The sequence below is a fragment of the Sphingomonas sp. genome, from assembly GCF_029239295.1.
Classification (GTDB): domain Bacteria; phylum Pseudomonadota; class Alphaproteobacteria; order Sphingomonadales; family Sphingomonadaceae; genus Sphingomonas.
Genome location: NZ_JAQZBC010000007.1, coordinates 24,196 through 44,964, shown reverse-complemented (window position 1 = coordinate 44,964; position 20,769 = coordinate 24,196). Strand labels below are relative to the sequence as shown.

The following is a 20,769-nucleotide window of genomic DNA, read 5'->3' as shown; positions in this document are numbered from 1 at the left end:
TACGGAGTCCGTCTTATCATGGCCGACAGTTCCTGGATCGCCGTCGATGCGATGGGCGGTGACGAGGGGCTGGCGGTCATGCTGGCGGGCGTCGCACGCGCACGTCACCGTTTCGAGGGGATGAAATTCCTGCTCGTCGGTGACGAATCGGCGATCCGTGAAGGCCTGAAACGGCATCCGAACCTCAGCCAGCACGCCGAAATCGTGCATGCGCCCGATGTGATTGCTGGCGACGAAAAGGCTGGGCAGGCGCTGCGCCGTGCCAAGACCACGTCGATGGGAATCGCGATCGACTGCGTGAAGCAGGGGCGCGCAGGCGCCGCTGTGTCTTCGGGTAACACCGGCGCACTGATGGCGATGGCGAAGCTTGCGCTGCGCACGATGCCCGGCATCGATCGCCCGGCGCTGGCCGCCTTGCTCCCGACACTCGGCGACAATGACGTGGTCGTGCTGGATCTCGGCGCCAATACCGAGGTCGAGGCGAAGAACCTCGTTCAGTTTGCGGTCATGGGCGCGGCTTATGCTCGTGTGGCCATGGATCTCGAAAATCCGCGCGTCGCGCTGCTCAACATCGGCAGCGAAGATCAAAAGGGCACCGAGGAGATCCGCGATGCCGCCGCGGCCCTGCGCAACGCCCCGCACCTTCCGATGACCTTCACCGGCTTCATCGAAGGCGACCGGCTGTCGCGCGGCGAGCATGACGTGATCGTCTGCGACGGCTTCTCCGGCAATATCGCGCTCAAGACGGCGGAGGGCACGGCACGCTTTGTCGCCGATCTCCTGAAGCGCGCCTTCACCAGCTCGGTTCGGTCCAAGATCGGCTTTCTTATCTCGCGCCCGGCCACTCAGTTGCTGCGCGACCATCTTGATCCCAACAACCACAATGGCGCGGTCTTCCTCGGGCTGAACGGCCTCGTGCTGAAAAGCCATGGCGGCGCGAACGAGGTCGGGGTCGCTACTGCGATCGGCGTGGCGGCGAAGATGGTGAAGGCTGATCTCGCGCGACGCATTGCCGACGATCTCACCCGCTTTGAGAGAGAAACGGCATGATTCGCAGCCTCATCACCGGCACGGGATCGGCGCTGCCGGCGCGCTGCGTGTCGAACGCTGAGCTTGCCGAGATGGTCGACACCACCGACGAGTGGATCGTCGAGCGAACCGGCATTCGTTTCCGCCATATCGCCGGCCCGGAGGAAACCACCGCGACGCTGGCGCGTGATGCCGCCAAGGCCGCGCTCGAGGCCGCTGGCGTTGCGCCGCAGGATATCGACCTGATCGTCCTGGCCACCGCCACCCCGGACCAGACCTTCCCGTCCAGCGCCACCAAGGTGCAGGCGATGCTGGGCATCGACGATTGTGTCGCGTTCGACGTGGCCGCCGTCTGCTCGGGCTTCCTCTATGCGGTGCAAGTCGCGGACAACATGATCCGCGCGGGTTCGTACCGGCGCGCCCTGGTGATCGGCGCGGAAACGTTCAGCCGTATCCTCGACTGGGAGGATCGCACCACCTGCGTCCTGTTCGGCGATGGCGCGGGCGCGATCGTTCTCGAGGCGCAGGAGAGCGTCGGCCCCGATGGCCGCGGCATCCTGGCGACGAAGCTGCACGCCGATGGGCGGCACAACGAATTGCTCTACGTCGACGGGGGCCCGTCGACCACGGGCACCGTTGGCAAGCTGCGGATGAAGGGGCGTGAGGTGTTCCGCCATGCCGTCGTCAATCTGGCGTCGGTGATGGAGGAAACGCTCGAGAACGTCGGGCTCACTGCCGATCAGGTCGACTGGGTCGTCCCGCACCAGGCCAATGCCCGCATCCTTGATGCGACCGCCCGAAAGCTCGGCCTGCCGGCGGAGAAGGTGGTGGTGACGGTCGATCAGCATGCCAACACGTCTGCGGCCTCCGTCCCGCTCGCGCTTGATGCGGCGGTGCGTGACGGGCGTATCCAGCGCGGTCAGGTCGTCGTGCTGGAGGCGATGGGCGGCGGTTTCACCTGGGGCGCTGCCGTCGTCCGTTACTAGGACACGGTGAACTGCCACATCATTCTTCCACCGCGCGCGCGTGAATGCTAACCTGCAGCAACCGAGTGGGGAGTTGTAGCGAAAATGAGTGACGCGGGGACATTGACTAGGGCGGATCTGGCAGAATCGCTTCACCGCCAGGTGGGTCTGTCGCGCGCGGATTCGGCGCGTCTTGTGGAGCAGATTCTCGAATCGCTGTGCGGCGCACTTGCCCGCGGCGAGAATGTGAAGATTTCTGGCTTCGGCACCTTTGTCCTGCGTGACAAGGGCGAGCGCGTTGGCCGCAATCCCAAGACGGGTGTCGAGGTACCAATCGCGCCGCGCCGCGTGCTCACCTTCCGTGCCAGCCAGATGATGCGCGACCGCATCGTCGCTGCCCAGGCGTGAGCAGTTCCGACAAGGCTGAGGGCGCATTTCGCACGATCGGCGAGGTCGCCAGTGCGACGGGCGTCGCGCCACATGTCCTGCGCTATTGGGAAACGCGGTTTCCGCAGCTTCGCCCGGTCACGCGCGCCGGCAATCGGCGATATTACCGTCCAGCCGACGTCGCGCTGATCCAGCGTATCCAGCGCCTGCTCGGGACGGAGGGCTACACGGTCAAGGGCGTACAGAAGCTGCTCGCCAGCGAAAACCGCGGGGGCACGCCTGCGGCTGACCCCGCTGTCGCGCCGCGTACCGCCGGCAACACCGTTCCAATCGGAGCGCTGATCGCCATTCGTGATCATCTGCAGGACGCGCTGAACGCGTATTGATCGGCGGCGCCGGCGGATCGACCGCCCTCGCCTCTCGCATCCGTCCGCCGGCACCCGGCGTCAGAACCCGCGCGGCTCCTCCATCCGGACCAGATGGTGCCCCATCGGTCCATGTCCGCCCCCCAGTCCGGGCGCCTTCACCAGCGCCTCGCGCACAAAGGCCCGTGCGCGCTCCACCGCCTGCGTCAGTGCAAGCCCGCGCCCCAGGCCCTCGGCGATGGCGCTGGCCAGCGTACAGCCCGTGCCATGCGAATGCCGGGTATCGATCCGCGACCCAGACCAGCTGGCGATCTCTCCATCGCGGCCGATCAGCCGGTCGGTAATCACGTCGCCCTCCGCATGGCCACCCTTGGCAAGTAGCGTCGAACCGGTATCGAGCACCGCCTGCACCCCGCCCAGCGCTGCTAATTCCGGGCAATTGGGGGTGACCACGGTGGCAAGCCGCATCAGCCGTCCGAACGCCGCGGTCGTTTCCTTATCGGCCAGCACGGCGCCCGAACTGGCGATCATCACCGGATCGAACACGATCGGCACGTCGCGCAACGTTTCGATCACGTCGGCAACGGCATGCGCGGTCGTGGCGCTGCCGATCATCCCGATCTTGACCGCGTCGACGCCAATATCGTCGATGCACACCTGCATCTGCTGCGCGACCATCGCCGGCGGGATCGGATGGACGCCGCTCACCCCCAGCGTGTTCTGCGCGGTGATGGCGGTGATCGCCGTCATGGGATGGCCACCCAGCATGGTGACGGTACGGATATCCGCCTGGATGCCCGCGCCGCCCCCTGAATCGGAGCCGGCGACAATCAGGATGCGGGGCGTCATCGCGCCGCCGCCTGCGCGTCGGTCATGCCGGTTCAGCGCTTGCCATCGGCCGGCACGAAGTGCCGCTTCGTCGATGCCGGATGCTTCTTAAGCGCCGCGCCGACCCGCGCCGGACGATCGAGCAGCTCGCCGCCGCAATTAGGGCAGCGTTCGTCCATCTCGTCCGCGCAGTCCGCGCAAAAGGTACATTCGAACGAACAGATGAACGCCCCGCCCTCATCGGCAGGAAGATCGGTTCCGCAACGCTCGCAATCGGGGCGCATTTCCAGCATCGCCGATCCTTACGCGACGCGGTCCGGCTGCGCCACCATCAGCGCCTCGAGGAACTGGCGAACCTCACCGGCGATCGCCACTGGCCGACCCGTCGGCAGGTGGACGTTGACGCTGACCATGTCGATCACGGCGCAAAGATCGCCCTGCTGGTTAGCGATTTCGAACCGCTTGGTCAGGCTGGAGGTACCGATCCGTTCGATCCGCACGGACGTCTCCACGGTGTCGCCGAGCATCAACGGCTTCAGATAATCGACCGAGGCCCGCCGAACATGGAATTCCATCTCGTGCCAGGCTTCGTTCAGCGCCTCGCCGATCCCGGTCCACTCCCAGAACTCGGTCACTGCCACATCGGCGTATTCGAGGTAGCGGGAGTTGAAGACGACACGTTGCCCGTCAATTTCCGCGTAACGGACCTTGAAGGCGGTGGAAAAACTGAAACCAGGGCGGGGCACGGGAGATGTCCTTGATTGGGTAAGCGCGAAGCTGGTGCGCTTAGAATATCAGCTTCACTCCGACCACCGCCAGCGTGGTGGCAAGGATCGGGGTCAGCAGTCGGTCGGTCACGCGCGACGCAATCACGCTGCCCAGCACGATCCCGGGGATCGATCCGGCCAGCAGCGAGGCTAGCAGGATCATGTCGACCGACCCCAGCCACCAATGCCCGATTCCCGCGATCAGCGTCAGTGGCACGGCATGCGCGATGTCCGATCCGACCAGCCGGTTCACCGGCGTGAGCGGATAGAGCACCAGCAGCGCCGTCATTCCCAACGCCCCCGCCCCCACCGACGTCAGCGACACGAGCACGCCGAGCAGCGCGCCCAGCACCACTGTCAGCAGCGCCAGCGTCCCCGGCTTCATACCCTTGAAGAAGGGCTCTACCCGGGCGACGATCCGCGCGCGGAAGAAGGTTGCGATTGCGGTAGCGATCAACGTCACGCCCAGCGCGGCGGCGATCCACCCTCCGGTGTGTTCGGCGTGGACGCTCATCCGGCTGAGGGCGAGCAACGTCAGCAGCGCCGCGGGAATGCTGCCCATCGCCAGGCGGCGCACGACCAGCCAATCCACCGTCCCGCGCAGGCCATGCACTGCGCCGCCGACTGTCTTGGTCGCCGATGCGTACAGCAGGTCGGTGCCAACCGCGGTTGCCGGATGAAAGCCGAACGCCAGCACCAGCAGCGGGGTCATCAGCGATCCGCCGCCGACGCCGGTCAGCCCGACCAGCATCCCGACGAGCACGCCGGCCAGCGAGTAAAGCGGGTTATAGGCGTCCAAGGAACGCTCCCCGCGATGAGCCGCGTGGCTGGCTCAACCAGCGTTCCGTGCCGGCACGTTCACGCCCATGCTGGCCAGATATTTCTTCACGTTGCGCGCCGCCTGGCGCAGCCGCTGTTCATTCTCGACCATCGCGATCCGAACGAAGCCCTCGCCATTTTCGCCATAGCCGACACCCGGCGCCACAGCGACCTTGGCCTGCGTCAGCAACTGCTTGGAGAATTCCAGGCTGCCGAGGTGCGCGAGGGCGGGCGGGAGCGGCGCCCAGGCGAACATGCTGGCGCGCGGGCTGGGGATCTCCCATCCGGCGCGGGCGAAGCTTTCGACCATCACGTCGCGCCGCTTGTGATACAGCTTGCGGTTCTGCTCCACGATGTCCTGCGGGCCGTTCAGCGCAGCGCACGCCGCGGCCTGGATCGGGGTGAAGGCACCATAGTCGAGGTAGGATTTCACCCGCGTCATGGCGGCGATCAGCGTCTTGTTGCCCACGGCGAACCCAATCCGCCACCCAGCCATCGAATAGGTCTTGCTGAGCGAGGTGAATTCGATCGCGACGTCCTTGGCGCCCTTCACCTGCATGATCGAAGGCGTCGGATTGCCATCGAAATACAGCTCGGAATAGGCAAGGTCGGAGATGATCCACACCTGGTTCTCGCGCGCCCAGGCCACCAGCCGCTCGTAAAAGGCGAGATCCACTGCCTCCGCGGTCGGATTGGACGGGTAATTGACGACCAGGATGCTGGGCCGCGGCACGGTAAAGGCCATCGCCCGTTCCAGACTCTCGAAATAGCGCTCGTCGGGCGTGGTCGGCACGGCGCGGATCGTCGCACCGGCGATGATGAAGCCGAAGGTGTGGATCGGATAGCTGGGGTTCGGCGCCAGGATGACGTCGCCCGGCGCCGTGATGGCGGTGGCGAGGCTCGCCAGCCCCTCCTTCGACCCCATGGTGACGACCACCTCGTTTTCCGGATCGACATCGACGCCAAAGCGGCGGCCGTAATAGTTTGCCTGCGCACGGCGCAGCCCGGGGATCCCCTTGGACGCGGAATAGCCATGCGCGTCGGGCTTGCGCGCCACTTCGACCAGCTTGTCGATCACATGCGGCGGCGGCGGCAGGTCGGGGTTGCCCATGCCCAGATCGATGATGTCCTCGCCAGCCGCGCGCGCCGCGGCCCGCATCGCATTCACCTCGGCGATGACATAGGGCGGCAGGCGCTTGATGCGGTAGAACTCTTCGGACATGCGAACCTCGATCGTGAAGAGGCGCAACATAGACGGAGCGCGCAACCGGCGAAAGGCAGGCAGGGCTATCGCGGTCCCATAGCCACGCTATGCTGACCGGCGGAGAGTAACCAATGACCGACAGTCCCGTGCCGCCCAGTTTTGCCGACTTGCAGCAATGGACCGCGATGATCGGTCGGGCGCAGCAGATGATGCTGGAACAGAGCGTCGCGGTGCTGGATGGCAGTGCCGGCAACGCGGCTGCGGACGGCACCCCGCCGCGTGACCCCTGGGCCGACAGCATGGCCGCGTGGCAGCAATTCATCGCTGCCTCCCTCCCCCCCGAACAGCAGCAGCCATCCAGCGACAAGCGCTTCACCGCCCCGGCGTGGCAGCAGAACCCCTTCTTCGCCACGCTGCGCCAGGCCTATGAGTTCATGGCCGACCAGCTGATGCGCAGCGTGGAGACGATGCCGGGTGCCGACGACAAGCAGCGCGCCCAGATGCGCTTCGCCATGCGCAATTTCGTCGACGCGCTCAGCCCGACCAATTTCCCCTTCACCAATCCCCAGGTGATCGAGCGCACGCTCCAGACGCGCGGCGATAATCTGCGCAAGGGATTGCAGCACATGCTCGCGGATATCGCGCGCGGGCAAATGACGCATACGCCGCACGACGCCTTCGAACTCGGGCGCAATCTCGCCACCACGCCGGGCAAGGTCGTGCTGCGCACGCCGCTCTACGAACTGATCCACTACACGCCCACGACGCCGCAGGTGCTGGAAACCCCGCTGGTCATCTTCCCGCCGTGGATCAACCGTTTCTACATCCTCGATCTGAGCGAGGAAAAAAGCTTCATCCGCTGGTGCCTCGATCAGGGGATCAGCGTCTTCATGGTGTCGTGGAAATCGGCCGACGCCAGCATGAAGGAGGTCGGCTGGCGCGACTATATCGCGGCGCAGATCGGCGCGATCGATACGGTGCGCGATCTGCTCGACGTGCCCGCCGTCCACGCGATCGGCTATTGCGTGGCGGGCACCACACTGGCGGCAACGCTGGCGCTACTGGCAGCCCGCAGGGAGGCGGCAAAGGTCGCCAGCGCGACCTTCTTCACCGCCCAGGTCGATTTCACCCGAGCGGGCGATCTTGCCACACTGATCACCGACGACGTGCTCGACCGGATCGACGCGCTGTCGCCGGAGGGGTTCCTCGACGGCCGCTACATGGCAACGACCTTCAACATGCTACGCAGCCGCGACCTGGTGTGGAACTACGTCACCAACAATTATCTGCTGGGGGAGGATTACGCCCCGTTTGATCTCCTCCACTGGAACGGCGACGTGACGAACCTCCCCGCTCGCTGGCACCGCAGCTATCTGGCGGATCTGTATCGCGACAATCTGCTGGTGAAGCCGGGCGCCATCACCATCGACGGCACGCCGCTGGACCTTGGTGCCGTGCAAACACCGGCATTCGTCCAGGCCGGGAGAGAGGATCACATCGCCCCGGCCGACAGCGTATGGGAAATCACCCGGCACTTCCGCGGGCCCGTGCGCTTCGTGCTCGCCGGGTCGGGGCATATCGCGGGCGTCGTCAATCCGCCGGCCGCGCGCAAATATCGCTATTGGACCAACGATCAGCCCACCGGCTCGTTCGCCGAGTTCGTGGAGGGCGCCATCGAGAACGCGGGCAGCTGGTGGCCGGAATGGCTGTCGTGGCTGCGCAGCCATGGAACGACGATGGTCGACGCCGTGGGTGCACGCATCCCCGGCCAAGGCAAACTCCCCGCGTTGGACGACGCCCCGGGCCGCTACGTGCGCGAACGATAAGGTATCGACCGAAACCTTTTGTTGCAGCGCACAAAGACATTGCAACGAGACTGCCGGATCATTATTTTGCAGTGCAGCATAACGATGAGTGTGCCGCCACGTCAGCAGGCACGCCGTGCACCGCGAAGGAACCGACCATGATCGATGCGTTCACTGCGATGACCGAGAAGACCCGCGCGATGTTTGCCGAGGCAAACGACAATGCCCGCACCCAGTTCGAAAAGGGCTCCCGCGCGTTCGAGGACATGACCGCCTTTCAGCGTGAAAATGTCGATGCGATCGTGGAATCCTCGAAAATTGCGGCCAAGGGCATCGAGCAGATGGGCCATGATGCGGCGGCCTATGTGAAGTCGTCCTACGAGCAGGCGACCGGCGCGGTTCGCTCGCTCGGCGCGATCAAGTCGCCGGCTGACTTCTTCCAGCTGCAGAGTGATTTCGCGCGCACCTCTTTCGACGCGTTCATGGCGCACGCGTCGCGCTCGACCGAATCCGCGCTGAAGCTCGCCGGTGAGGTCGCTCAGCCGGTGTCTAACCGCGTCGCGCTCGCGGTCGAGAAGGTGAAGACCGCCGCCGCCTGATCCTCGGGCGGGCGCATCCCGCCACCGTTGATCTCATGCACCCCGGGGCCTTGCTCCGGGGTGTTTTGCTATGGGCAATGCAGATCCTAGTAACACGCCCCTCTGCGGCCCGCGCACGCAACGAACCGGATTCAACAGAAAAGGGCCTCGGCATCGCTGCCGGGGCCCTTCCTGTCTCACCCGAGGGCGAACGATCGCTTAGTCGCGGTCGCGGTCGCCGGTCAGGAACGCCGGGGCGAACTCGGGCGCAGGGCCCTTGTCGTCATTGGCGTCATTGCCACCTTCGCGGCGCGGGCCGCGGTCGCGGCGTGGGCCACGATCGCCGCCACGGTCACCACCGCGCTCGCCGCCACGACCACCACGGTCGCCGCCGCCGTCACGGCGCGGACCACGATCACCACGCGGTTCGCGCGGTTCGCGGGCCGGACGGGTATCTTCCAGCTCTTCGCCGGTTTCCTGGTCGACGACACGCATCGACAGGCGAACCTTGCCGCGCGGATCGATCTCGAGGACCTTGACCTTCACTTCCTGGCCTTCGGACACGACGTCGCCCGGCTTCTCGACCCGCTCGTTCTTCATTTCGGAGACGTGGACGAGACCGTCCTTGCCACCCATGAAGTTCACGAACGCACCGAAATCGACGATGTTGACGACCTTGCCGCTGTAGATCTTGCCGACCTCGGCTTCTTCTACGATGCCCTTGATCCAGTTGATCGCGGCTTCGATCTGCGAGTGATCGGAGGAGCTGATCTTCACCACGCCCTCGTCGTCGATGTCGACCTTCGCACCGGTGGTGGCGACGATCTCGCGGATCACCTTGCCACCCGTGCCGATGATATCGCGGATCTTCGACTTGTCGACCGTGATCGTCTCGATGCGCGGCGCATGGGCGCTGAGCTCGGTGCGGGTTTCACCCAGCGCCTTGTTCATCTCGCCCAGGATGTGCGCACGGCCTTCCTTCGCCTGATGCAGCGCGGCTTCGAAGATCTCGCGGGTGATCCCGGCGATCTTGATGTCCATCTGCATCGTGGTGATGCCCTCGGACGTGCCGGCCACCTTGAAGTCCATGTCGCCGAGGTGATCCTCGTCACCCAGGATGTCGGACAGGATCGCGAAATCCTTGCCTTCCAGGATCAGGCCCATGGCAATGCCGGACACCGGACGCGCGATCGGCACGCCTGCGTCCATCAGAGCCAGCGAGCCGCCGCACACCGATGCCATCGACGACGAGCCGTTCGACTCTGTGATGTCGCTGGTCAGACGGATGGTGTACGGGAACTCTTCCTTGGTCGGCAGCACCGGGTGCAGCGCACGCCATGCCAGCTTGCCATGGCCGACTTCGCGACGGCCCGGCGCGCCGAAGCGGCCCACTTCACCGACCGAGTACGGCGGGAAGTTATAGTGCAGCATGAAATGCTGGTACGACAGGCCGTTCAGGCCGTCGATCATCTGCTCCGCATCGCGGGTACCAAGCGTCGCGGTCGCGATCGTCTGGGTTTCGCCACGCGTGAACAGTGCCGAGCCATGCGCACGCGGCAGGAAGTGCGTTTCCGCCTCGATCGGACGGATCTGCGTGGTGGTGCGGCCGTCGATGCGCTTGCCGTCCTTCAGGATTGCCTGACGGACGATGTTCGCCTCCAGCTTCTTCACCAGCTTCAGCGTGCCGAGGTACTGGGCGGGATCGCTTTCCTTCAGGTCAGCAAACGCCTCGCGTGCCTTGGCGCGCGCCTCGTTCAGCGCATTCTGGCGCTGCTGCTTGTCGGTCAGCTTGTAGGCGGCGGCAATGTCCTTGCCGATCACCTTGTCGAGCTTCTTCAGCGTTGCCGACTTGTCGTCGACGGGCGCCAGCTCCCACGGATCCTTGGCGGCCTGCTCAGCGAGCTTCACAATCGCCTTCACGACCTCACGGCAGGCGTCATGCGCGAACAGCACGGCGCCCAGCATGATCTCTTCCGACAGCTCCTTGGCTTCGGATTCGACCATCATCACCGCGTCGTAGGTGGCGGCGACGACCAGGTCGAGCTGACCCTCTTCGACCTGCTTGTCGGTCGGGTTGAGGATATACTCGCCGTCGATATAACCGACGCGTGCTGCGCCGATCGGGCCCATGAAAGGCACGCCCGAGATGGTGAGCGCGGCCGACGCGGCGACCATCGCCAGGATGTCCGGCTCGTTCTCGCCGTCATAGCTCAGCACCTGAGCGATGGCGTTGATCTCGTTGTAGAACCCTTCCGGGAACAGCGGGCGGATCGGGCGATCGATGAGACGCGAGACCAGGGTCTCCTTCTCGGTCGCGCCACGCTCACGCTTGAAGAAGCCGCCCGGGATACGACCGGCGGCGGAAAACTTTTCCTGATAGTGGACGGTGAGGGGGAAGAAATCCTGCCCTTCCTTGACCGTCTTGGCAGCGGTGACGGCACACAGCACCACCGTCTCGCCGAGCGTCGCCATCACGGCACCGTCGGCCTGGCGGGCGACCTTGCCCGTTTCGAGCGTCAGGGTTTTTCCGCCCCACTCGATGCTTACCGTTTTCTTGTCGAACATTTCGTTTCCTTCACTCCCCACACCCGATGCGCGGGGGGCCTGCTTGAGCCAGTGTCGGCTCCTGCCAGTCGGCCTTATTGCCTTCTGGCAATGTGCGCCCGCACCCGCGGGCCGCATATGCGAGAAGGGCGCCGCGAGGGCGCCCTTCTGAATTACTTGCGAAGACCGAGCTTCGCGATGAGGGCGAGGTAACGATCGCCTTCGGTCTTGCGGAGATAGTCGAGAAGCGAACGACGCTTGTTGACCATCATCAGCAGGCCGCGACGCGAATGGTTATCCTTGGCGTGGCCCTTGAAGTGCTCGGTCAGGTTCCGGATCCGCTCGGTCAGGATCGCGACCTGAACTTCCGGCGAACCGGTGTCGCCTTCGGCGCGGGCGTGATCCTTGATGAGTTCCTGGCGGCGTTCCGCAGTGATCGACATGTGTTTTCCTTCGACATCGTTTTATAGGTTGAAGCCGCGGACGACACGACCCTCGCGGGCCTGGACCTCGATCAGCGCCACCGGCACATCGTGCAGGCAGGCAAAATACTGGCCATCGTCGGCAACGATCCCGGCCAGAACACGCCCCTGGCGGAGCGCCCCTGCCTGGTCGGGAGTGAGGGGTAGAGCCGGGATGTCGTCCAGCCCCGCCCTCAACGGCAGGAGAATATGTTCAAGGGTGCGCGCCTTAGCGGCTTCGCTCAAATTGTCCAGCGATATCGCTTGGGAAAGGCCGAACGGACCCGCCTTCGTCCGTCTGAGATAGGTGACATGGCCGACGGTTCCAAGGGCCAGCGCAATGTCCCGCGCCAGGCTGCGGATATAAGTACCCTTGGAAACATGCGCGGTCAGCGTCGCCTCCTCCAGCGCACCTGCGCCGGCCGCCTGGGTCACGCTCAGCGCGAACACCGTCACCGCCCGCGTTTTCAGGATCACCTCTTCGCCCGCGCGCGCCAGGTCATAGGCCCGCTGCCCGTCGACCTTCAGCGCGGAGAACGCCGGCGGCATCTGCTCGATCGGCCCGGTGAAGTCCGCCAGCACCGCCGCCAGCGCATCGCGCGTCGGGCGCACGTCACTGGTCGCGATCACCTTGCCCTCGCCGTCCAGCGTATCGGTCTGCTCGCCGAAGCGGATGGTGAAGTCGTACACCTTGTCGCTGTCGAGCATCCGCCCGGCAAGCTTCGTCGCCTCGCCCAGCGCGATCGGCAGCACGCCGGATGCCAACGGGTCCAGCGTGCCGCCGTGGCCCACCTTCGCCTTGCCATATCCGCCTTCGCGCAGCGCCCGCTTCACCGCGCTCACGCCCTGTGTCGATCCAAGCCCCAGCGGCTTGTCGAGGATCAGCCAGCCATGCATGTCGAAAGTCCTCAGGCGAACAGCTGCGCGAACGCGAGATACTGGCGCACCAGCCAGTCCGCCGGCGGTCCGACGATCTTGCCCACGATGCTGGCGCTCGGCCAGATCATCGGCACGACCACCAACAGGACGATGATCAGCGGAAAGCCGAAGCGCGCCAGCTTCGCCCATTCCACCGCGAGCCGCCGCGGCAGCACGCCTTCCACCACATGCCCGCCATCGAACGGCGGCAGCGGCAACAGGTTGAACACCGCCAGGAAGATGTTGATCAGCAGGAAGTTGACCAGGTTGGCGAAGATGAACTGGCTGATACCCTCGGGCGGCCCGCTCATCTGCCCGTAGACGACACCGATCGCGATCGCCGCGATCGCCGCCAGCAGGAAGTTCATCCCCGGTCCGGCCAGCGCCACCGCCACCATGCCCCAGCGCGGATTGCGCAGCCGCCGTGCATCAACCGGCACCGGCTTTGCCCAGCCGAACACCGGCGCCTTGGCGAGCGCGAGGCCCAGCGGCAGGATGACGGTGCCGATCGGATCGACATGGCGGAGTGGGTTGAACGACAGCCGGTTGAGCTCAGCCGCGGTCGGATCGCCCAGCGCGCGGGCCATCAGGCCATGCGCCACTTCGTGAAAGACGATCGCGATGATCAGCGGAATGATCCACACCGCCGCGGCGTAGATGGGATTGTCGGGTGTCATGATGCCGGCGAGATAGGGGGGCGAGGGTAAGAGCGCCAGCGATTGCCGCCGCCCGCCCGCGTTCTACGCCTCCCCGACGGCGCCTCGCTCCAGCGCCGCGGTGAAATGCCGCCGGCACAGCGCGACATAACGGTCGTTCCCGCCGATCACCGTCTGTGCGCCCGCCGCGACCGGGCGCCCCTGCCCGTCCACCCGCAGGTTCATCGTCGCCTTGCGCCCGCATTCGCAGACCGACTTTATCTCGATCAGCGCATCGGCCAGCGCCAGCAGCCGCGCCGATCCTTCGAACAACGCGCCCTGGAAATCCGTACGCAGCCCGTACGCCAGCACCGGAATGCCATCCACATCCGCCAGCCGCGCCAGTTGATCGACCTGCGCGGCGGTCAGGAACTGCGCCTCGTCAACCAGCACGCAGGCCACCGTTTCCTCGACATGGCGATCGAGCACACAGGCAGCGATATTGGTCGTCGGGTCAAACATAGTTGCCGGCGCCGACAGGCCGATGCGTGACGTGATCGTTCCGGCGGCAAAGCGATCATCGATCGCCGCGGTGAACAGCATCGTCGCCATGCCGCGCTCGCGGTAATTGAAGTCGGCCTGCAGCAGGTTGGTCGATTTTCCCGCGTTCATGCTGGCATAATAGAAATAGAGCTTGGCCATGCCGTGCTGTTCCCCATCGGCGCGCGCCGCGCCACTGTTTTCCCGCGATCGGTGATCTACCTCCATCAGTGTTTCACCGGGGCATTGTTTTGCCGCAGTACGGGATACGAAATGGCGCCCAGCGATTGTTCGCGCGAACCAATGGAGGAATTCGCCGATGCTTCGCTCCTACCTCATCGGGCTTGCCGCGGGTCAGCGCGGGATCGTGCCGTTGGCCGCCCTCGCCGCTGCCGGCCGTCGCGGCGCCCTGCCCGATGACATGCCGCTCGCCAAATTGTTCAAGAACCCGCTGATCGCCTGGGGCGCCGTTGCATTCAGCGCCGCGGAAATGGCCGGCGACAAGCAGAAGACGGCGCCCGACCGCATCGTACCGATCGGCCTTGCCGTGCGCAGCGTTACCTCCGCTTACGCCGGCGCCGCGCTGGCACCCAAGGGTCAGCGCGTTACCGGCGCCGCCGTCGCGCTCGGCACCGCGCTCGCCAGCTCATACATCGGCTGGCGCATCCGAATGGCGGCACTTCGCCGCTACGGCCAGACGGCGAGCGGCTTCGTCGAGGATGCCCTGGTGCTCGCCACCGGTGTCGCTGCGGCCGACCCGCGCCTCGTTAAGCGCGCCGCTTAAGCCGGATCGTAGCTTAGCCGCACCTTCGACGCCGCTTCCGCCGCGATGCGCCGGGCGTCGTCGGTGGTGGCGGCACGCGCCAGCGCCACGCCCATGCGCCGATAGGGCCGCGTCGTCGGCTTGGCGAAGATCCGCACGTCCACTTCGCCTCCCGGCGTTGCAAGTGCCTCGGCAATCCCGTCGTAGCGCACCGTCTCCGACGCACGATCCGCCAGGATCACCGCCGAGGCGGACGGGCCGTAGCTGGTCAGCGTCGGGATCGGCAGGCCGAGGATCGCGCGGGCGTGCAGGTCGAACTCGCTCAAGGATTGCGAGATCAACGTCACCATCCCCGTGTCATGCGGGCGCGGCGACAGTTCGGAGAAGATTACCTCGTCATCCTTGACGAAGAACTCAACGCCGAACAGGCCATAGCCGCCTAGGTCATCCACCACCTTGCGCGCCATGTCTTGGGCGTTGGCGATCGCCTGTTCCGACATGGCGGCGGGCTGCCAGCTTTCCTGATAATCGCCGCGTTCCTGCCGGTGACCGATCGGCGGGCAGAAGACGACGCCATCGCGCGTGCGCACCGTCAGGAGCGTGATCTCATAGTCGAAATCGACGAACTCCTCGACGATCACTCGCGCCCGGTCGCCGCGCATGTTCGCGACGGCATAATCCCACGCCGCCTCCAGCTCCGCTTCGCTGCGAACCGTGCTCTGCCCCTTGCCTGATGACGACATCACCGGCTTGATGACGCACGGCAGCCCGGTGTGCGCCGCGCCCGCGCGCACCTCGTCCAGCGTTTCGGCATAGCGATAGCGCGAGGTGCGCAGCCCCAGCTCGACTGCCGCCACTTCGCGGATGCCATCGCGGTTCATCGTCATCATCGTCGCCCGCGCCGAGGGCACGATCGTCGTCCCTGCCGCTTCCAGCTCGGCCAGCACTTCGGTGCGGATCGCCTCCACCTCGGGAACGACGAAATCGGGGCGATGCTTCGCCACCGCGGCGCGCAGCAGGTCGGCGTCCAGCATCGAGAATATCTCGCGCGCATCCGCCACCTGCATCGCTGGCGCGTCGTCATAGCTGTCGCACGCGATGACATAGCAGCCGAGCCGCTTGGCCGAGATCACGAACTCGCGCCCGAGTTCGCCCGAACCGAGCAGAAGGATTGTTTCCGTGAACGCCATGCCGCACCGCCTTGCTGTTGCCGGTGGCGTGAGTGGCCCGATTGCCACGGCTTGTCCACGGGGAGCATCACTCGTAGCACGCGGCAAAAGGGCGGACCGCGACGCGCCGGTTCAATCTGCGAGGGGATGAATGGCCGGTTCCGATTTGCCCAGGGTGCTCGCGTTCGACGTGTTCGGAACGGTGGTGGACTGGCGCACCAGCATCACCGCGGAATCCGCCACCTTCCTCGCGCGGATCGGCCGCGACGATCTTGATCCCGCGGCCTTCACAGACAAGTGGCGCCGCCGCTACCTCACCGGCATGGCGGCCTATGCCAAGTCGGGCCGCGACTTCACCATCCTCGACGTGCTCCACCGCGAGATGCTGGGCGAAACGCTGAAGGATGAAGGCGTCGATCCCGCCAAGCTCGACGAAGCATTGCTGCAGGACTGGACCTTCGCCTGGCGCCGCCTCACCCCCTGGCCAGACTCGGTGGAGGGGCTGACCCGCCTGAAAGGCCGCTTCCCGATGGTCACCCTGTCGAACGGCAATATCGCGCTGATGCTGGAGATGGCGCGGCGCGGTGGCCTGCCCTGGGACGCCATCATGGGCGCCGAAGTCACCCGCGCCTACAAGCCCGACCCCCGCGCTTACCTAGGTACCGCGGAAATCCTCGGCCTCGCGCCGCAGGACGTGTGCCTCGTCGCCGCGCATCACAGCGATCTCGCCGCCGCGCGCGCTTGCGGCCTCAAGACCGCGTTCATTGCGCGGCCGATGGAATATGGCGGACGGGCAGCGCCCGACGCAAAACTGGCGCAGAATTGGGAATGGTCAGCCGACAGCCTCACTGACCTGGCGGAAAAGCTCGGCTGCTGATCCGCAGCCGGCGGCTTATTCCCCGCTGGCTTCCAGGTCGCGCGCCACGGTGGGCGAGCGCAGCAGCTGGTCGATGTGGCTGCCCTCGTCGAAGCTCTCGTCGCTCAGGAACTTGAGCTTCGCGGCATATTTCATCTTTACCCGCCGGGCGACTTCGCGCTGGAGATAGGCGGTGTTGGTGCGCAGCGCCTTCAGCACCGCGTCCTCGTCCTTGCCCAGCAACGGCTTCACGAACACGGTCGCATGACGAAGATCGGGCGACATGCGCACTTCGGTGATGCTCACCAGGTGCGATGTCAGCACGTCGTCATGCACGTCGCCGCGCTGCAGGATCTCTGACAGCACGTGACGCACCTGTTCGCCTACGCGCAGGGTACGGACGGATTTTTCTGGTTGATCGGTCATTGTCGCAAGTCCCCTCTCCCCCGTGGGGGAGAGGGTTCATGTCCTTACAGCGTGCGTTCGCGCAGCTCGACCTCGAACGTTTCGAGGAAGTCGCCCGGACGGATGTCGGTGAAGTTCTGCGTGAACGTCACACCGCATTCGAGACCCGCGCGAACCTCCGGCACGTCGTCCTTGAAGCGCCGCAGCGAGGCAATTTCGCCATTGTAGATAATGACGTCGTTGCGCGTGATGCGGGCCTTGAGCGCCTTGCGGATGACACCTTCGACGACCAGCAGACCAGCCGCCTTGCCGTGCTTGCCGGCCGAGAAGACGTCGCGGATTTCCGCACGGCCAACCACGGTCTCGAACGCTTCGGGACCAAGCTCACCCGCCATGCCGGCGCGGATCTCGTCGATCAGGTCATAGATGACGTCGTAATATTTCAACGCCACCTTGTGCCGATCGGCGATCTCGCGAGCCTTCGCATTGGCGCGGACGTGGAAGCCGATGATCGGCGCCCCCGAGGCCGCAGCCGCGTTCACGTCGCTCTCGGTGATGCCACCCACGCCCGAATGCAGGATGCGCGCGCGAATGTCGTCGGTCGAGATCTTGTTGATCGCGGCGACGATCGCCTCGACGGTACCCTGCGTATCGGCCTTGACGACCAGCGGATATTCGATCGCCTTGTTCGCTGCCAGGGCAGAGAACATGCTCTCGAGACTCGCCGGTGCCGACGTCGTGCGCTTCTGCGTCAGCACGCCCTGGCGATATTCCGCCACTTCGCGTGCCCGTGCCTCGGTCTCGACCACCTGCAGCTGATCACCAGCCGACGGGGTGCCCGACATGCCGAGTACCTCGACCGGCGTCGACGGGCCCGCTTCCTTGAGCTGGCGACCCTTGTCGTCGACCAGTGCACGCACCTTGCCGCTTTCGGCGCCGACAACGAACACGTCGCCAACCTTCAGCGTGCCACGCGTGACCAGCACCGTCGCCACCGGGCCACGGCCCTTGTCCAGCTTGGCCTCGATCACCGTGCCCTCGGCATCGCGATCGGGGTTCGCCTTCAGATCCATCAGCTCGGCCTGCAGCTGGATCTTCTCGATCAACTGGTCGAGCCCGGTCTTCTTCAGCGCGGAGACTTCGACGTCCTGCGTCTCGCCGCCCATCTCTTCGACCTGGATGTTATGCTCCAGCAGGCGCTCGCGCACGCGCTGGGCATTGGCATCGTGCTTGTCGATCTTGTTGATCGCCACGATCATCGGCTTGCCAGCCGCCTTCGTGTGATTGATTGCCTCGATCGTCTGCGGCATCAGCCCGTCGTCAGCGGCCACCACCAGCACGACAATGTCGGTCACGTCCGCACCACGCGCCCGCATGGCGGTGAACGCTTCGTGGCCCGGCGTGTCGAGGAAGGTGATCTTCGACTTGTCCTTCAACGTCACCTGATAGGCGCCGATGTGCTGCGTGATGCCACCGGCCTCGCCGCGCACCACGTCGGTGCCGCGCAACGCGTCGAGCAGGCTGGTCTTGCCGTGATCAACGTGGCCCATGATCGTGACGACCGGCGGACGCGGCTTCAGATCGGCATCATCGTCCGGTGCGGTATCCAGCACCAGGTCGATGTCGCTGTCGCTGACGCGCACGACATTGTGGCCGAACTCGGTGACGAGCAGCTCTGCCGTATCCTGGTCGATCGTCTGCGTCATGGTGACGGGCGAGCCCATCTTGAACAGCGCCTTCACCAGGTCAGCGCCGCGCTCCGCCATACGGTTCGCCAGCTCCTGGACGGTGATCGCCTCAGGCACCTGAACGTCGCGGACCTGCTTGGCCTGCGGCTCGCGCGGGCCAGTCCAGCCGCGCTTTTCCTTTTCGCGGGCACGCTTCAGCGCGGCGAGCGAGCGGGCGCGGGCGCCATCCTCGTTCAGCGCGCGAGTCACGGTCAGCTTGCCGCCACGACGCTCGTCGCCCTTGCGGTCGCGCTGCTGCGGACGCGCTGGCGCTGCGTTGTTGCGCGGCGTCGCCTGGCCCGTGGGCAGGCTGCGCTGCTGCGGCGCGGACGAACCGGCGGACGAACCGCTGGCCGACGGAGCCGTCGCGGCAGCAGGAGCCGGCTTCGGCTCGGGCTTGGGCTGCGGCTTCGGGATCTCGGGGCGAGCAACCGGCGAGAAGCGGCGCGGGGCCGGCATCGACGGATCGCGACCCAGCACCGGCGGTGCAGGCGGCGGGGCCGGTGTCGGCTTGGGCGCGGGCGGCGGCGGCGGTGCCGCAACCGGGGCAGCCGGCGCGGGCTCAGGCGCGGCCGGCGTCTCGACGACCGGTGCCTTGGGCTCGGGTGCCGGAGGCGGCGGCGGCGGGGCCACCGGACGGAACATGATCGGCGCACCGGTGCGCACCATCAGCGGCTCTTCGGCCGCGGGTGCTGCGGGCGCAGCCGCCGGGGCCTCTGCAACGGCCGGCTCCGGTGCTGCCGGCGCAGCTTCGGCCGCAGGCTCGGCCTGGGCAGCCGCCGCCGCTGCGGCACGCTCTTCGACGCGACGCTTCTCGTCCTCGGCTGCGCGGGCACGCTCGGCCTCCTCGCGGTGCCGCAATTCTTCCAGCGCACGCATGCGCTGCTCTTCTGCTTCGCGAAGCAGGCGGGCCTGGCGCTCCTGCGGCGTCTCGTCCGACGGTGCGCGCGGGGGCGCGGCCTGCGGCGCGGGCGCTGCCGGTGCCTCGACGGGCTCCGGTGCGGCTGCCTGCTCGACCGGCGCCGGATCACCCGGCTTGCGGAACGTGCGTGCCTTCTTCGTCTCCACGATCACCGTATTGGAGCGGCCGTGGCTGAAGCTTTGCTTCACCTTGCCGGTCTCGACGGTGCGTCGGACGCCCAGCGGCGCGCGCATGCCAAGTTTCGGCTTGTCGTTGTCGGTCTCGCTCACTCAAATTCCTCGTGTGTCGTCACGGCCGGTATATGCCCGGAAAGCTCGGGCGCCGATGCGCCTTGCGCGGCCGTTGCGCAAGGTGCGGAGGTCAGACCACCCACCAAAGTACCACTTTGATGAGCTTCTGGGCTATCAGGGCCGATAAAGCGGCGCCAGCGATCGAGCGCTTCGCCCAACCTGCCGGCCGCCATGCGGTCGGTGACGCCGATATGTACCACGTTTTCGCGGCCAAGCGCCATCGACAATATGGGGCGCGGCATCGGCAGAACCAAGCCCCCCAGTCCGCTGCCTTCGCGGTTCGAGCCGACTCGCCAGGCCTGGGCCAGCTTGCGCCGCCCGTCCTCGCTGGCATCGGCAGCATGATATAGCGCGTGAAGCCGCCCGGATCGCGCCGCCTCGGCGATTCGATCCGATCCGGTCAGCACCGCGCCCGAACGCGCTTCCAGCCCCAGCCGGTCGAGCGCGTTGCGCTCCAGCGCGCTGGCGATCAACGCCGGCAGATCGTCCGGGATGGTCATCTCGCCGGTCTTGAATGCCCGCGCCAGCGCCCCGCGCAGCTTGCCCTTCTGCTGCGCGACGGCCAGTTCGGCAGCGGTCACGGCAATCCACGCGCCACGACCTGGCGCCTTGGCGCGCACGTCGGGCAGCACGCGGCCATCGGGCGCCATGACGAGTCGGATCAGGCCGTCCCTGGGCGATTCCTCGCGCGACAGGATACAGGTGCGGATCGGATCGCTCATGCGCGCGCCTCCCGCCCGGCAACCGCGTGGCTGCCGGCCTGATCCCGCACCAACTGGCGGATCGCTAGCC

The 20,769-nt window shown here is 66.1% G+C and carries 22 protein-coding genes; 8 read left to right on the top strand and 14 right to left on the bottom strand.

Annotation, left to right across the window (positions count from 1 at the left end; genetic code table 11):
• Positions 1-18 precede the first annotated feature (18 nt).
• From plsX to K0S66_RS08865, 4 genes are all read left to right on the top strand, one after another.
• Positions 19-1,050 (top strand): phosphate acyltransferase PlsX, encoded by a 1,032-nt coding sequence (plsX, locus tag K0S66_RS08880; protein WP_301074990.1) that lies wholly within the window; start codon positions 19-21, stop codon positions 1,048-1,050.
• Positions 1,047-2,015 carry a beta-ketoacyl-ACP synthase III gene (locus tag K0S66_RS08875; RefSeq protein WP_301074989.1) on the top strand — a complete coding sequence of 323 codons (969 nt, stop codon included), beginning with the start codon at positions 1,047-1,049 and terminating at the stop codon, positions 2,013-2,015. The genes plsX and K0S66_RS08875 overlap by 4 nt, the downstream gene beginning before the upstream one ends.
• A gap of 84 nt (positions 2,016-2,099) precedes the next feature.
• Complete coding sequence (locus tag K0S66_RS08870) at positions 2,100-2,402, top strand: integration host factor subunit alpha (protein WP_301074988.1); 303 nt, start codon at positions 2,100-2,102, stop codon at positions 2,400-2,402.
• Positions 2,399-2,767, top strand: a complete 369-nt coding sequence (locus K0S66_RS08865) for a MerR family transcriptional regulator (protein WP_301074987.1) — start codon at positions 2,399-2,401, stop codon at positions 2,765-2,767. Before K0S66_RS08870 ends, K0S66_RS08865 begins: the two co-directional genes overlap by 4 nt.
• A gap of 60 nt (positions 2,768-2,827) precedes the next feature.
• On the opposite strand, the gene thiD is transcribed toward K0S66_RS08865, so the two are convergent.
• Genes thiD through K0S66_RS08840 form a run of 5 tightly spaced genes read right to left on the bottom strand, consistent with a single transcriptional unit; the run spans position 2,828 to position 6,382 of the window.
• Positions 2,828-3,595, bottom strand: a complete 768-nt coding sequence (thiD, locus tag K0S66_RS08860; RefSeq protein ID WP_301074986.1) for a bifunctional hydroxymethylpyrimidine kinase/phosphomethylpyrimidine kinase — start codon at positions 3,593-3,595, stop codon at positions 2,828-2,830.
• A gap of 32 nt (positions 3,596-3,627) precedes the next feature.
• Positions 3,628-3,867: a DUF1272 domain-containing protein gene (locus K0S66_RS08855; protein ID WP_301074985.1), complete on the bottom strand. Its 240-nt coding sequence runs from the start codon at positions 3,865-3,867 to the stop codon at positions 3,628-3,630.
• A gap of 9 nt (positions 3,868-3,876) precedes the next feature.
• Complete coding sequence (locus tag K0S66_RS08850; protein WP_301074984.1) at positions 3,877-4,320, bottom strand: thioesterase family protein; 444 nt, start codon at positions 4,318-4,320, stop codon at positions 3,877-3,879.
• 40 nt (positions 4,321-4,360) lie between these two features.
• Positions 4,361-5,140: a sulfite exporter TauE/SafE family protein gene (locus K0S66_RS08845; RefSeq protein ID WP_301074983.1), complete on the bottom strand. Its 780-nt coding sequence runs from the start codon at positions 5,138-5,140 to the stop codon at positions 4,361-4,363.
• Between the two features lie 33 nt (positions 5,141-5,173).
• A complete protein-coding gene (locus tag K0S66_RS08840; RefSeq protein WP_301074982.1) occupies positions 5,174-6,382 on the bottom strand; it encodes an LL-diaminopimelate aminotransferase in 1,209 nt (402 codons plus the stop codon).
• A gap of 113 nt (positions 6,383-6,495) precedes the next feature.
• Between K0S66_RS08840 and K0S66_RS08835 the strand changes: the two genes are divergently transcribed.
• Both K0S66_RS08835 and K0S66_RS08830 read left to right on the top strand, forming a co-directional pair.
• The gene (locus tag K0S66_RS08835) at positions 6,496-8,190 is read left to right on the top strand and encodes an alpha/beta fold hydrolase (protein WP_301074981.1); all 1,695 of its coding nucleotides are present in this window, start codon (positions 6,496-6,498) and stop codon (positions 8,188-8,190) included.
• A gap of 137 nt (positions 8,191-8,327) precedes the next feature.
• Positions 8,328-8,768 (top strand): phasin family protein, encoded by a 441-nt coding sequence (locus K0S66_RS08830; protein ID WP_301074980.1) that lies wholly within the window; start codon positions 8,328-8,330, stop codon positions 8,766-8,768.
• Positions 8,769-8,966: 198 nt separating this feature from the next.
• Here the strand turns inward: K0S66_RS08830 and pnp are convergent, their stop codons facing one another.
• From pnp to K0S66_RS08805, 5 genes are all read right to left on the bottom strand, one after another.
• Positions 8,967-11,312: a polyribonucleotide nucleotidyltransferase gene (gene pnp / locus K0S66_RS08825; protein WP_301074979.1), complete on the bottom strand. Its 2,346-nt coding sequence runs from the start codon at positions 11,310-11,312 to the stop codon at positions 8,967-8,969.
• 152 nt (positions 11,313-11,464) lie between these two features.
• Complete coding sequence (gene rpsO / locus K0S66_RS08820; RefSeq protein WP_301074978.1) at positions 11,465-11,734, bottom strand: 30S ribosomal protein S15; 270 nt, start codon at positions 11,732-11,734, stop codon at positions 11,465-11,467.
• A gap of 21 nt (positions 11,735-11,755) precedes the next feature.
• A complete protein-coding gene (gene truB / locus K0S66_RS08815; protein WP_301074977.1) occupies positions 11,756-12,649 on the bottom strand; it encodes a tRNA pseudouridine(55) synthase TruB in 894 nt (297 codons plus the stop codon).
• 11 nt (positions 12,650-12,660) lie between these two features.
• Entirely contained in the window at positions 12,661-13,347 is a 687-nt protein-coding gene (locus K0S66_RS08810; protein WP_301074976.1) for a site-2 protease family protein, read from the bottom strand.
• A gap of 63 nt (positions 13,348-13,410) precedes the next feature.
• On the bottom strand, positions 13,411-14,007 hold the full coding sequence (locus K0S66_RS08805; RefSeq protein WP_301074975.1) for a thymidine kinase: 597 nt from the start codon (positions 14,005-14,007) through the stop codon (positions 13,411-13,413).
• A gap of 157 nt (positions 14,008-14,164) precedes the next feature.
• Between K0S66_RS08805 and K0S66_RS08800 the strand changes: the two genes are divergently transcribed.
• Positions 14,165-14,629 (top strand): DUF4126 domain-containing protein, encoded by a 465-nt coding sequence (locus K0S66_RS08800; RefSeq protein ID WP_301074974.1) that lies wholly within the window; start codon positions 14,165-14,167, stop codon positions 14,627-14,629.
• Here the strand turns inward: K0S66_RS08800 and purT are convergent.
• Positions 14,626-15,798 (bottom strand): formate-dependent phosphoribosylglycinamide formyltransferase, encoded by a 1,173-nt coding sequence (gene purT / locus K0S66_RS08795; protein WP_301074973.1) that lies wholly within the window; start codon positions 15,796-15,798, stop codon positions 14,626-14,628. The genes K0S66_RS08800 and purT overlap by 4 nt on opposite strands.
• A gap of 130 nt (positions 15,799-15,928) precedes the next feature.
• Between purT and K0S66_RS08790 the strand changes: the two genes are divergently transcribed.
• Entirely contained in the window at positions 15,929-16,654 is a 726-nt protein-coding gene (locus K0S66_RS08790) for a haloacid dehalogenase type II (RefSeq protein ID WP_301074972.1), read from the top strand.
• Positions 16,655-16,669: 15 nt separating this feature from the next.
• Here the strand turns inward: K0S66_RS08790 and rbfA are convergent, their stop codons facing one another.
• From rbfA to K0S66_RS08775, 3 genes are read right to left on the bottom strand one after another with little or no spacing between them, the layout of a single operon-like run.
• Positions 16,670-17,059 carry a 30S ribosome-binding factor RbfA gene (gene rbfA, locus K0S66_RS08785; protein ID WP_301074971.1) on the bottom strand — a complete coding sequence of 130 codons (390 nt, stop codon included), beginning with the start codon at positions 17,057-17,059 and terminating at the stop codon, positions 16,670-16,672.
• Positions 17,060-17,103: 44 nt separating this feature from the next.
• Positions 17,104-19,956, bottom strand: coding sequence for a translation initiation factor IF-2 (gene infB, locus K0S66_RS08780; RefSeq protein WP_301074970.1), 2,853 nt, complete (start codon positions 19,954-19,956; stop codon positions 17,104-17,106).
• Positions 19,953-20,699 carry a DUF448 domain-containing protein gene (locus tag K0S66_RS08775; RefSeq protein ID WP_301074969.1) on the bottom strand — a complete coding sequence of 249 codons (747 nt, stop codon included), beginning with the start codon at positions 20,697-20,699 and terminating at the stop codon, positions 19,953-19,955. Before K0S66_RS08775 ends, infB begins: the two co-directional genes overlap by 4 nt.
• Between the last annotated feature and the right edge of the window lie 70 nt (positions 20,700-20,769).